This is a genomic window from Brachymonas sp. J145, from assembly GCF_036312245.1.
GTDB classification, from domain to species: domain Bacteria; phylum Pseudomonadota; class Gammaproteobacteria; order Burkholderiales; family Burkholderiaceae_C; genus Brachymonas; species Brachymonas wangyanguii.
Genome location: NZ_JAZDCI010000008.1, coordinates 42,762 through 55,866, shown reverse-complemented (window position 1 = coordinate 55,866; position 13,105 = coordinate 42,762). Strand labels below are relative to the sequence as shown.

At 60.4% G+C, this 13,105-nt stretch carries 8 protein-coding genes; 6 read left to right on the top strand and 2 right to left on the bottom strand.

Annotation, left to right across the window (positions count from 1 at the left end; genetic code table 11):
* The first annotated feature begins 104 nt into the window (after positions 1-104).
* Both V1261_RS08410 and V1261_RS08405 read left to right on the top strand, forming a co-directional pair.
* Positions 105-1,370 (top strand): putative Na+/H+ antiporter, encoded by a 1,266-nt coding sequence (locus V1261_RS08410; protein ID WP_329771287.1) that lies wholly within the window; start codon positions 105-107, stop codon positions 1,368-1,370.
* A gap of 104 nt (positions 1,371-1,474) precedes the next feature.
* On the top strand, positions 1,475-2,002 hold the full coding sequence (locus tag V1261_RS08405; RefSeq protein WP_329771286.1) for a PepSY domain-containing protein: 528 nt from the start codon (positions 1,475-1,477) through the stop codon (positions 2,000-2,002).
* Between the two features lie 9 nt (positions 2,003-2,011).
* Here the strand turns inward: V1261_RS08405 and V1261_RS08400 are convergent, their stop codons facing one another.
* Together V1261_RS08400 and V1261_RS08395 are read right to left on the bottom strand one after the other, a co-directional pair.
* A complete protein-coding gene (locus V1261_RS08400) occupies positions 2,012-3,046 on the bottom strand; it encodes a metal-dependent hydrolase (RefSeq protein WP_329771285.1) in 1,035 nt (344 codons plus the stop codon).
* Between the two features lie 15 nt (positions 3,047-3,061).
* Positions 3,062-4,324 (bottom strand): DUF2254 domain-containing protein, encoded by a 1,263-nt coding sequence (locus V1261_RS08395; RefSeq protein WP_329771284.1) that lies wholly within the window; start codon positions 4,322-4,324, stop codon positions 3,062-3,064.
* A 358-nt stretch (positions 4,325-4,682) separates the two neighbouring features.
* On the opposite strand from V1261_RS08395, the gene brxF reads away from it, so the two are divergent.
* The 4 genes from brxF to V1261_RS08375 are packed head-to-tail and all read left to right on the top strand — an operon-like array spanning position 4,683 to position 13,105.
* Positions 4,683-5,138, top strand: a complete 456-nt coding sequence (brxF, locus tag V1261_RS08390; RefSeq protein ID WP_329771283.1) for a BREX-3 system P-loop-containing protein BrxF — start codon at positions 4,683-4,685, stop codon at positions 5,136-5,138.
* A gap of 35 nt (positions 5,139-5,173) precedes the next feature.
* Positions 5,174-8,902, top strand: coding sequence for a DUF6079 family protein (locus V1261_RS08385; RefSeq protein ID WP_329771282.1), 3,729 nt, complete (start codon positions 5,174-5,176; stop codon positions 8,900-8,902).
* A gap of 46 nt (positions 8,903-8,948) precedes the next feature.
* Positions 8,949-11,810 carry a DNA methyltransferase gene (locus tag V1261_RS08380; protein ID WP_329771281.1) on the top strand — a complete coding sequence of 954 codons (2,862 nt, stop codon included), beginning with the start codon at positions 8,949-8,951 and terminating at the stop codon, positions 11,808-11,810.
* A complete protein-coding gene (locus V1261_RS08375; RefSeq protein WP_329771280.1) occupies positions 11,807-13,105 on the top strand; it encodes a hypothetical protein in 1,299 nt (432 codons plus the stop codon). The genes V1261_RS08380 and V1261_RS08375 overlap by 4 nt, the downstream gene beginning before the upstream one ends.

Sequence of the window (13,105 nt, the reverse complement as noted above, 5' to 3'; positions counted from 1 at the left end):
TCTACGTGATAGGTTAAAATCATCAGTTGGGTGTCTGGCACATGGGGTGCCTGACAGGTTTGTCTTGCGCTGGTCGGGCCGCCACGCGGAGTTTTGTCGACCCTATGGAAACCCTCAATCCCTCTACCGTGCAGATCGTGGCTGCCTGCATTTTTGCCCTGGCGCTGCTGCACACCTTCTCCACCAAGTTCTTCCACGATCTGGCGCACAAGAATCCGCGCCATGGCGGCGTCTGGCATCTGCTGGGCGAAGTCGAGGTCGTGTTCGGCTTCTGGGCCATGGTCATGGTGCTGGTCATGCTGGCGCTGACCGGCCCGCAGCAGGCGCTGGAATACGTCGAATCGCGCAACTTCACCGAGCCGATGTTCGTGTTCGTGATCATGGTGGTGGCGGCTACACGCCCGATCCTGGACCTGGCCACGGCTGGCGTGCACGCACTGGCGCGTCTGGTGCCGCTGCCGCGCACCATGGCGATGTATTTCGTGCTGCTGTCCTTTGTGCCGCTGCTGGGCTCCTTTATCACCGAGCCGGCCGCCATGACCCTGGGCGCACTGATGCTGCGCGACACCATCTTCCGCCACAACGTGAGCAGCATGCTCAAGTACGCCACGTTGGGCGTCCTGTTCGTCAATATTTCCATCGGTGGCGTGCTGACGCCGTTTGCGGCACCGCCGGTGCTGATGGTGGCGGCCAAGTGGAACTGGGACATCAGCTTCATGCTGATGAACTTCGGCTGGCGCGCTGCCATTGCCGTGTTCTTCAATGCCCTGGCCGTGACGCTGATCCTGCAGCGTGAGCTGGTGCGCCTCAAGGTTGATCCCGAGGCCGAAGTAGTACGCGTGCCCATGGTCGTGATGCTGATCCATGTGCTGTTCCTGGCCGGCGTCGTGGTCACGGCCCACCATCCGGTGGTGTTCATGGGCCTGCTGCTGTTCTTCCTCGGCTTTACCGCAGCCTACACCCGTCACCAGTCGCCGCTGATCCTGCGCGAGGCGCTGCTGGTGGCCTTCTTCCTGGCTGGCCTGGTGGTGCTGGGCGGCCTGCAGCAGTGGTGGCTGCAGCCGCTGCTGATGAGCCTGAGTGCCGATTCGGTCTTCTTCGTGGCTACCGGCCTGACGGCGATTACCGATAACGCCGCGCTGACCTATCTGGGCTCGCTGGTGGAAGGCCTGAGCGATGAGTTCAAGCTGGCCCTGGTGGCTGGTGCCGTGTCCGGTGGCGGCCTGACGCTGATTGCCAACGCACCCAACCCGGCAGGCGCCACCATCCTGAAGGAATACTTCCCCAACGGCGCGATTCACTTCTTCTGGCTGCTGGTGGCGGCGATTCCGCCCACGCTGGTGGCGATGGCGGCGTTCCGGCTGCTGTAACGGCTGGCAACGGCGGCCAGCCATCAGCCAGCCCTAAGGTTGGCGGCACATCATGACGCTGTCGGTGGCCCTCATGCCACCGCAGCAACTACAAGGAGTTCATGATGTCTACCCGTAACCGTATCACCACGACCATTCTGGCCACCCTGCTGAGCGCATCTGCCCTGGGCAGCGTGGCGCTGGCCAGTTCCCTGGATGCCAGCCAGCTGCAGGCGATTCGCGTCAGTGCCGAGCAGGCACTGGTCACCGCCGAGCTGCAGGTGCAGGGCAGCAAGGCGGTGGAACTGGAGCTGGAACAGGGCCAGCAGCAGGCCTATTACGAGGTCAAGCTGCTGGGCCCTGACAGCAAGCATGAGGTCAAGATCAATGCCGTCGATGGCGCGGTGCTGTCCACGCGGGACAAGCAGGCCAGGGGTGCCGCCGACAAGCTGCAGGGCGTGAAGGTGACTGCCGCCCAGGCAGCCAGCAATGCAGAAAAACTCTATGCCGGTGGCAAGGCGGTCAAGGTTGATCTGGAGCGCGAGAAAGGCCAGCTGCTGTACGAAGTGGATGTCGTGACGCCCCAGCAGAAGTACGAGGTGCTGGTGGATGCCGCCAGCGGCCAGGTGCTGTCGGCTGAGAAGAACCGCTGAAGCAGGGGATCAGCCCTGCGTGCCCTGCAGGGCGCGCTCCCAGGTGCCGCGCCAGAGCATGCCCAGGTTGGCGCGTGACAGCGCTCCGGGGCCGCTGGCGCGTACGCGTTGCGGCATGTCCAGTGGCTGCCATTGCTGGCCAGCCTGTTGCGCCACGGCAAAGTTGAAGCTGTAGTTCGGGTCGATGCCCATGCGCAGGTCACTCAGCACCAGTTGGCCATCGCGCACCTGGGCGCGCATATAGCCGCGGTTGAACCAGCTCAGCTCCTGCACGGCGGGGATGTGGCTGGCGGCCTGTAGCGCGGCGGTGTCGGAGCGATGCGCGCTGAAACGCATCGGGCCCTGGTCGGCGAGCACGGCGCGATCGCCGATCAGGTAGCCGTCCGGCGTCATGACGACGACGCGGTAGAGCAGGCTGGTGAACGGTGCCGCCACCGAGAAGCGTGGCGCCTCGGCCAGGCCCATGGGGGCGAGCGTGGCTTGTGCGGCATGCTCCGCCATCGATTTGGCCGCCAGTGACCAGGCCAGGTAGCTGCTGGAAGCGATCAGGCTGGCGACGAGCAGCTGCTGCGCCAGCCTGCGCTCGCGCAGCCACCAGGCAGCCAGCACGGCGAGCAGCAGCCACAGCGTATAGGCCGGGTCGATGATGAAGAGGCTGGACCACATGGCCGGATGTACCGGCAGCGGCCAGAACAGCTGTGTGCCGTAGGAGGTGAAGGCGTCCAGGATTGGGTGCGTGAACAGCGGCAGGAAGATGGCCCAGAACCAGGCGCGTGGTGCCTGGGCGACGCGGCCGTTGCGCTGCCTGAAGCTCCACCAGATCAGCCAGGCCAGCAGTGGCAGCAGGAACAGCGAGTGCGAGGCGCCACGGTGCCAGGTCATGAGATGGACCGGGTTGCTGGTGATGGCGGAGATGACGAAGCCGTCCAGGTCGGGCAGGGTGCCGAGGGCGGCACCGGCGAGCAGGGCGGCGCGGCGGTGTCGGGCCGGGGCAGCTGTGGCAGCCAGGGCGCTGCCGAGGACGAGTTGGGAGAGGGAGTCCATGGGCGGGAGCTGGGATCAGTGGGCAGCGGGATCGTGCAGCTGCTGGTGCAGGGTGCGCAAGGCCTGCACATCTTGCGGCAGCGGCAGGTTGCGCTCGCCGTGGGCCAGCGCGGTGGCCGCCTGGGTCCGGGCTGCGGATTGCAGGGCAGGCGTGGCGCTGGCGATCATGGCGAGCAGCTGCTGCATGCGGCTGAGGACTTCCAGCAGGCCGGCGCCATCGCGCGCGATGGGGTCGAAACCGTCGTGGATCAGGCAGTCGGTGTGCAGCGGGAGCAGGGTGACGTAGGGCAGCTGCGGCACTTTCTGGCGCTGCTGCTCATCTGCCGGCTGGCCGAGGCGTACCAGCAGCCGGGTCATGATGGTCATGGCCTGGATGGCGGTGCCGGGATCGTTGGTGGCAGGGGAGAGGGCGCGCTGGGCGGTTTCGCTGAGAACGAGCAGGCCAAAGCGCGGGTCCTGGTCGTAGCTGCGTTCCTGGCTGACGATGAACAGCTGGCGCACGCTGGCAGCGGTGTCGGCATCGATCTGGCTGGCGACGATGGCGAGCACGGTGTCGGGGCCGATCAGGTCGCCGGGACGGGTGCGGATGTGGATCGGGGCCTGCAGGCTGCTGCCGAGCTTGTTGAGTGCGGGCAGGTCGATGTGGCGCAGGTAGCCGACGGCATCGGCCAGGATGGGGGTGCCGGCGGCGGGCTGTTCCGGGCCGTTGAGGGCGCCCATGCTGGCGTGGGCACGGTAGTCGTCGATGGCGGTCTGGGCGGCTTTTTCGATCTTGGCCAGGGTGTTGCCAAGCAGGCCGAGCGAGGACAGGGTGCGCACCCAGCGGATCAGGGTGATGATCAGGTAGAGCAGCACCAGCACGGTGCCGACAAACAGGATGAAGCGCCCGGCCTGGCCGTAGTAGCCCAGTCCCAGCGCGATCTTGGCGATGAGCGAGAAGATGAAGGCGCCCAGAAAGCTGGCAATCGCCACGCGCGTGCCTTCGTCGCCCATGACGAGTTCGGTGGCGCGCGGGGTGACGCTGCCAGAGGCATAGGCGAAGGCCGACACCATGATGCCGAGCGAGAAGGTGGTCACCGCCAGCATGCTGGAGGCGATCACGCTAAGCAGGTCGTCCAGCGTCTCGCGCTCGATGTTGGGGAAGTAGTTGTCGGGCACCCACTGGTTGAACACGGCCGCGCCCAGCGCCAGCAGGATGGCGGCCAGGCTGGTGACGGCGGGGGTGAACCAGAGTCTGGTGCGGCGGTCGGTTAGCCAGAGTTTGGTTTGGGTGAGCATGGGGGTGGAAGTTTTTCTGTCGAATGATAAGTAGTTTTGATAGGCGATTTATTTTAGTGCCTTTAATTTACTTCCCTAGTTGTCTGCTAATTATGTAATAAAAATGATCGACTGGTTGATATGGAAATGTTATTTCAAAATTAATATATGTCATACATTTAATGTAAAATAATTCATATATGTTGAATTTGCCTGATTTTTGTGGATCTGGAGGTGCTTTGGAGACGTTATTTACTTTCTGCGACAATCCGCTTTAGACTAGTTCAAGATCCAGTCAGGATGGCAACCGAGCTGCTTGCTGATCCAACTCAGTCACAACGCACTTGGCTTGTGGTTGTAGAGTGCCAAGGGGATGCATATGCTCGCAAAACTCGAACGACTCATCGGCGAAATCGGCGACCTCAACAGCAAGCTGATCCTGCTGGTCGGTCCCAGCCGCAGTGGCAAGACCCAACTGCTGCGCCAACTCAGCGCCAAGCTCAATATCGAGCCGCTCAACGTCGGCATGGAGCTGGGGCGCCGACTTGCCGCCACGCCAAACAGTAAGCGTGGCTTCTCAGCCGGTGAGCTCCTGCGGGAGATCGCGGACAGGGAACGCACTGAAGACCCGCTGGTGCTCGACAACCTCGAGTTGTTATTCGAGCCGAGCCTGCAGATCAATCCGCTTGACCTCGTCAGGCGGCTGGCTCATTCCAAGCGCGTCGTGGCCGTCTGGCCTGGCGAGCTGCGCGGAGACCGCTTGGTGTACGCGGACATGAGCCATCCAGAACATCGTGACTACAGCCGCGACGGCGTGGTCGTACTCGAAATTTGACGCTATGGTGAAGAGAGAACCATATGGCCAAGAACATGAAATACGGAGATCTGATCCAGTTCGAGCAGATCGAGTCAGTCATTCAGCTGCTCGATGCCGGGCGCCCGGACGAGGCCAAGAAGCTCGTCGCGACCTACGTCATCTCCGACGACATGGCCGAGCGGATCTCCAAGCTCATGGTTCCCCAGCTCAGTTTTGATGATTCGGTCGATCACAAGGGCGTGCTGATCGTCGGCAACTACGGCACCGGTAAGTCGCACTTGATGTCGGTCCTTTCGCTGGTGGCTGAAGACGCCGCGTATGCGCCGATGATTCGCCACCCCAAGGTCGCCGAGGCAGTTGTCCCGATCGCCGGCCGCTTCAAGGTGCTGCGTATCGAGGTGGGTGGGCTGCAGATGCCGCTGCGCCAGATCATCACCTTGCAGCTTGAGCGTTTCCTCGAAAAGATCGGCGTCGACTACACGTTCCCGACTGCCGACAAGGAGCTCAACAACAAGGACTCCTTCGAGGAGATGATGGCCGCGTTCGCGGAGAAATTCCCGGACCAGGGCGTGCTGCTGGTTGTTGATGAGTTCCTGGAGTACCTGCAGTCCCGTCGCGATCACGAACTGGTGCAGGACCTTGCCATCCTGCGTCAGATCGGAGAGGTCACCAAGCACCTGAAGTTCCGCTTCGTGGCTGGTGTGCAGGAAGCCATCTTTGACAGTGTGCGCTTCCAGCACGTCGCCGACAGCATGCGCCGGGTCAACGAACGCTTCACGCAGATCCTGATCGACCGCCAGGATGTCAGCTTCGTCGTCTCCGCGCGCCTGCTCAAGAAGACGGCCGACCAGCAGAACAAGATCCGCGAATACCTCACGCCGTTTGCCAAGTTCTACGGCTCCATGAACGAGCGCATGGACGAGTACGTGCGGTTGTTCCCGGTTCACCCGGATTACCTGAAGACCTTCGAGCAGATCCACTTCACCGAGAAGCGCGGCGCACTCAAGACCATCGAGGCCGCGATGCTGGCCATCCTCGACCAGGAAGTTCCCGCTGACAAGCCGCTGTTCATCAGCTACGAGAATTTCTGGAACACCATCAAGGCCAACTCGGTCCTGCGCGCTGACCCCAACATCAAGGAAGTCATGCGCGTGTCCGAAGTGCTGGAGTCCCGCGTGCAGCAGGCCTTCACGCGCCCGGCCTACAAGGCAATGGCACTGCGCGTCATCAACGCGTTGGCCGTGCACCGTTTGACCACGGGCGGCGACATCCATGTGCCGATTGGCCCCACGGCTGCCGAGCTGCGCGACGCCTTGTGCCTGTTCCAGCCAGGCGTGGAAGACATGCCGGGCGACCCGGCCGAGAACCTGCTGTCGATGGTGCAGACCGTGATGCGGGAGGTGCTGAAGACCGTCAACGGCCAGTTTATTTCCAAGGCGCCGGATACCGAGCAGTATTACCTCGACCTCAAAAAGGACATCGACTACGACGCGCAGATCGAAAAGCGCGCCGAAGCCCTGTCCGACGACGCACTCGACCGCGCCTACTACAGCGCCGTCAAGGCGCTGATGGAGTGCAGCGACGACCTGCGCTATCCCGGCTTCCAGATCTGGCAGTACCAGCTCGAGTGGCAGGAGCGCCGCGTCGAACGCATGGGCTACCTGTTCTTCGGGGCGCCGAACGATCGGCCCACGGCCCAACCCGAGCGCGACTTCTACGTCTACTTCATCCAGCCCTTCGACAAGCCGAAGTTCAGCGACAACAACCTGTCGGACGAGGTGTTTTTCCGCCTAACCGGGCTGGACAACGATCTCAAGCGACATCTGTCGTCCTACGCGGCAGCGCTCGATCTGGCCTCCACCGCCAGTGGCGGCGCCAAGGCCATCTACCTCTCCAAGGCACAGGATTTCCTGCGCGCCATGAGCAAGTGGCTACAGGAAAAGCAGATGACCGCCTTCGAGGTTACCTACCAGGGCAAGAAAAAGAACCTGCAGGAGTGGGCCAAAGGCGTGTCGTTGCGCGACCGAGCACGGCTTGGGGCGGACGAGCGCATCAACTTCCGCGACGTGGTGAACGTCATTTCGGGCCTGGTGCTGGGCCAGCGCTTCGTCGATCTCTCGCCGGAATATCCCACCTTCTCGGTGCTGGTCACCGAGGCCAACCGCAAGCAACTGATCGGCAACGCGCTGCGCGCACTGGCTGGCGGCACTCGCACCAAGGATGCGCTCGCCGTACTCGATGCGCTGGAATTGCTCGATGGTGACCGCGTCGATCCGGCCAATTCCCGCTACGCACAGGAAGTGCTCAACCGCCTCAAGGCTAAGGGCCACGGCCAGGTACTCAACCGTAGCGAACTGCTGTCGGGCACTTCCGACGTCGAGTATTTCGCGCCGATCAAGTACCGGCTGGAGCCTGATCTGCTGGTCACCGTGCTGGGCGGGCTGGTCTACTCCGGCGACATCGTGCTGTCGATCACCGGCGACAAGATCGACTCCGGCAAGCTGGTGCAGCTCGCAGAGCGTTCCCTGGAAGAACTCAAGCAGTTCAAGCACGTCGAGGCGCCCAAGGAGATCAACCTCGCGGTGCTGCGTGCCTTGTTCGAGTTGTTCGACCTGCCGTCCGGTCTGGCGCAGAAGGCCAGCCAGGGCGACACCGAGCCGGTCATCAAGCTGCAGGAGAAAGTCAGCGCGCTGGTGCCGCGCGTGCTCAAGGCTGGCTCCGACCTGCAGCAGGGCAAGCTCGGTTTTTGGGGCCAGAACCTGCTGCGCGAAGAAGAATCCAAAGACTGGCACGCCCGGCTCGATTCGCTGAAGAAGTTCACCGAGTCGCTGGCGCCTTACAACACCGTCGGCAAGCTCAAGAATCTGCGCGTCACACAGGAAGACCTGGACGGCCAGAAGAAGAATCTGGAAATCCTGGCCGCCGTCGAGCGTCTGCTCGAACTGGTGGTGGAGTTGGGCAGCACGGCGTCCTACCTCTCGCAGGCCGAAATGGTGCTGCCTGCCGAGCACCCGTGGGTGAAGCAGGCCGAGGCGGCCCGCAAAGCGCTGCAGGACAAACTGAGCCAGGACCGCACCGCCGAGCATGCCGCCGAATACCGGCAGACGCTCAACCAGCTCAAGAAGGACTACATCACCGCCTACATCGCCAGCCACAGCAAGGCGCGGCTGGGCGTGGCCGAGGACAAGACCCGCAACGCCCTGCGCAAGGACGACCGCCTGCTGGCGCTACGCGTGTTGGCCGGCGTGTCGTTGATGCCCACCAGCCAGCTCACCGCCTTCGAGGAATCCCTCAATGGCCTGAAGAGCTGTTCCTCGCTGGATGAGCCGACCCTGGTCACAACCGCCGTCTGCCCGCACTGTCAGTTCCGCCCGTCTGCCGAGCAGTTGGAGATGATCCCGGCGGCCAACCGCCTGCACAAGCTCGACGATGACCTGGATCAGTTGGTGGCCAACTGGCAGCAAACCCTGCTGGAGAACCTGGAAGACCCGTTCACACAGGACAGCCTGGGCCTGTTGCCGCCCGCGTCCAAGAAACTGATCGACGCCTTCCTGGCCTCGCGCAAGCTGCCGGACCCGATGACCACCGAGTTCGCCAACGCCGTGCAAGAGGCGCTGTCGGGGCTGGAGAAGATTGCGGTCAAGGGTGAAGAGATCAAGCAGGCGCTGCTGCAAGGTGGATCGCCAGCCACACCGGACGACCTGCGCAAGCGCTTCGACACCTTCATGAACGAGCGCTGCAAGGGCAAGGATGCCACCAAGCTGCGCTTCGTGATCGAGTGACACGGTGACCGCTCGATTATGACAACAAGAATTTGAGGAACGACTGATGAGTGATCTTTTCCAGAACCACGCGGCCAAGTCCGGCCCGGTTGAATGCCTCGGGCAAACGTTCCCGAATGATGAGGCTCGCCGCGAGCACTACCTGAAGCTGCTTGCCGAAAAACTCAAAGACCCTGCGTTCCGGAAGATCGAAGGTTTTCCTCTCGGCTCGGATGAAGACATCCTCGCGCTTTCTGATCCGCCGTACTACACGGCTTGCCCGAATCCTTTTATCGAGGATTTCGTCCGGCACTACGGTAAGCCCTACGATTCGTCAGTTCCGTACAGCAAAGAGCCCTTTGCCGCAGATGTCAGCGAGGGCAAAAACGATCCGATTTACAACGCGCACAGCTACCACACCAAGGTTCCGCACAAGGCAATCATGCGGTACATCCTGCATTACACGCAGCCGGGCGACCTCATCTACGACGGTTTTTGTGGTACGGGAATGACCGGTGTTGCAGCGCAAATGTGCGGGGATCGTTCTGTTGTGCAGTCAATGGGCTTCCGAGTGGACCCCGACGGCACCATTTACGAACAAGCCAACGAGGATGGACGTACGGCTTGGAAGCCATTCTCGAAGATCGGTGTCCGCCGAGCAATTCTCAATGATCTGGCGCCGGCGGCAAGCTTTATTGCCTACAACTACAACACGCCAGCTGATGTCGTTGCATTCGAATCAGAGGCACAGAAATCACTGGCCTCCGTCGAACGAGAGTGCGGGTGGATGTACCAGACTCTGCATGCATCCACGCCGGCGCAAATTGAAGACGCGCTTCGTATCGTTAGATCAGACGACCGACCAAACCTAAGCGGTATCGGCTCCATAGGTCGAATCAACTATACCGTGTGGTCTGACGTTTTTACCTGCCCAGAATGCGCTGGTGAAGTGATTTTCTGGGACGCTGCAGTAGATGAGAAGGCTGGCGCTGTTCGTGATGAGTTCGATTGTCCGCATTGCTCATCTAAGCTGACCAAACGAGGGATGGAGCGCGCTTGGGTTAGCAGAATCGATGACGCGACGAAGCAACCAATACGTCAGGCAAAGCAAGCGCCCGTAATGATCAACTACAGCGTTGGTCGAAAGCGCTTTGAAAAGCGCCCTGATGTCGTCGACAAGGCGATAGTGGAGAAGATCGAGGACCAGGCGCTCCTAAACTGGTGTCCGACTGATCGGATGATGGACGGCGGCGAGTCCAGACGAAATGATCCGATTGGTATTACTCACGTCCATCATTTCTATACCAAGCGGAATCTGGCGGTTCTCTCAAGTCTGCGCGCACATCTCAAACATTCTTCGATGGAAGGACAGTTGCTCTGCTTGGTCGGTGATCAGCTGCCGCGCGCAAGCAAGATGCATAAGATTGCCGTGAGCCGTCTTAATTCAAATCTATCAAAGACGGCGGGAATTTTGGCTGGAACGCTCTACGTACCATCGAACCAGATTGAATATTCTGTACTGGAAATGATCTCGTACCGAATTGCAGACGTCGCCTCTTACCTCGGCAAGAGAGATAAAACAACGCGCCAGCTTGTATTCACTGGCTCGTCCGCGACAACGCTCATTCCGGATAACAGTCTTGATTACATCTTTGTAGACCCGCCGTTTGGTGCGAATATCAGCTATTCAGAGCTCAATTTTCTTTGGGAGGCATGGCTCAAAGTCTTCACGAATATTGTGCCTGAGGCCATCGAAAATCGGGCGCATGGAAAGTCGCTTGATGATTACCGGGCGCTGATGTCGATCTGCTTCAAAGAGGCATTCCGAAAGCTGAAGCCGGGCAGGTGGATGACTGTTGAATTCTCGAATACCCAAGCATCCGTGTGGAACACCATTCAAACCTCTCTGCAAGAGGCTGGATTCGTTGTCGCAAATGTTTCGGCTCTTGATAAGAAGCAGGGGAGTTTCAAAGCAGTAACGACTACCACGGCCGTCAAACAAGATCTAGTTATCTCAGCCTACAAGCCCAATGGCGGTCTCGAGGATCGATTCGCCAAGACTGGTGGTAGTGAGGATTCAGTTTGGGATTTCGTTCGGACGCACTTGAACTATCTGCCTACCGTAAAGGTGCGGAACAGCACTCTGGAATTCATCGCAGAGCGTGACCCAAGAATAATTTTCGATCGCATGGTTGCGTGGTTCATCCGGCACAACGTGCCTGTTCCTATGTCCACTCATGAGTTTCAAGCGGGTCTTGTGCAGCGCTTCGTTGAGCGGGATGGAATGATCTTTTTGCCGGATCAGGTCACCGAGTACGACAAAAAGCGTATGCAGGTTGCAATCGCTCCTCAGATGGAGATGTTCGTATCCGATGAGCGCAGCGCGATTGATTGGTTGACCGATTTCTTGAAGCGTCGCCCATCAACCTACCAAGAGGTCCACACCGATTTCATCAGCCAGCTCGGTGCAGGCTGGAAGAAGCACGAGTCGAAGCCGGAACTCGCCGCCCTGCTGGAAGACAACTTCATTCAGTACGACGGCACGGGTGAGGTGCCGAGCCAAATCCATAGCTACCTCTCGACCAACCACAAGGATCTGCGCGGGCTGGAGAAGAATAGTCCCGCACTGGTGGCCAAGGCCAAGGATCGTTGGTACGTGCCCGACCCGAACAAAGCACAGGACTTGGAGAAGAAACGCGAGAAGGCGCTGCTCAAGGAGTTTGACCACTATCGAGCGTTCACGGGTCGCCGTCTGAAGGAGTTCCGCCTGGAAGCGCTGCGGGCTGGTTTCAGAACGGCATGGGGCAATAAGGACTATCAGACGATCATCGACATCGCAGCCAAAGTGCCCGACGCAGCGTTGCAAGAGGATGAAAAGCTGCTCACCCTCTATGACCTCGCGCTGACCCGTACTGAGGATGGCTTATGAGCACTTTTCAGGAGGTCAATGATTCGTCATTGATCAAGCTCATCGGCAACGCTCAGCAACGTGTCGTGTTTGTGGCGCCGGGCGTGCATCAGGCGGTGGCGGAAGCACTGGGTAAGCGCCTTGCCGAGATCGATCGCCTGCAGGTCACAGTGGTGATCGATCCGGATGAGGATGTATGCCGCATTGGCTACGGCGATGCCAAGGGGCTTGAGTTGTTGAGCAGCTACGCCGACCGCCAGAGCTTCGCGTTGATGGCGCAACCGGGGCTTCGGGTGGGCGTGCTCTTGGTGGATGACGTCACTTTGGTGTGGTCGCCCACACCGCGCTCGGTGGAAGCCGCGCCGCTCGGCAACACTGCCGCACCATCCGAACGAGCACCGAACGGCCTGTTGCTGGGCGCGCATCCTGGCGAGCAATTGGCGCATGCCGTGTCTGCCGCCGGCACCGATACGCTCCCATTCGATGCGGAGGTCGGCGTAGAGGTGGTCACCAAAGAGAGGGTGCAAAAGACACTGGATGGTCTGGCCAAGAATCCGCCGATTCCGGTGGATCTGGCGCGCATCACCCGTGTATTCAGCACCAAGCTGCAGTTCGCCGAGTTCACGGTGAAGGGCGCGAAGTTTTCCAAGCGCGAGCTGAAGGTTGCCAACGACTACATGAACGCGGATATCCAGGGCGAGCTGAAGGGCCTGGTGGAATCCAGATTGCGGGCTTTTGGCGACTTTCGGGATGAGGAAATCGAAGTGCCGGCGTTCAACAATGGCACTGCCGCTTTTAATCAACAGGGGGAACCGCTGACGGAAAAGGTCAGCGAAGCGTCCCTGCAACGGCAGCGCAATGAGCTGGAGCGACGTTACCTGTTCAATGTGGCGGGTTTTGGCCGCCTGATTGCCAAGGACGACAAGCAAGACCTGGAGCGTTTGGTGGCTGCCTATCGTGTGCAACTGGAAGCCTACTCAGAAGCGATTCGGCAGAGACTGGACGAGCAGGCGGGCAAGATCATCGATGAAGCTGCCAAGTTGATCGCCGAGCGCGCAGCTCGGACGGGCTCCAAGCTGGATGAGAAACAACTGCGGGACAGTATTCAGAAAAGTCTGGATCGGACCAAAGATGAGGTGCCTGAGGTGAAGCTCGTGTTCAAGGATGTGACCTACGAGCAAACGAAAAACCCGGAGTTTCGTGCCAAGGTTGACAAGGCTTTGCCAGCCGCCAAACGCAAACAGATAGGCGATTGGAACCATGACTTTGATGCGGCCAAGGCGGCAGAGCCACCATCTCCGTCTGAAAGCCGTTGA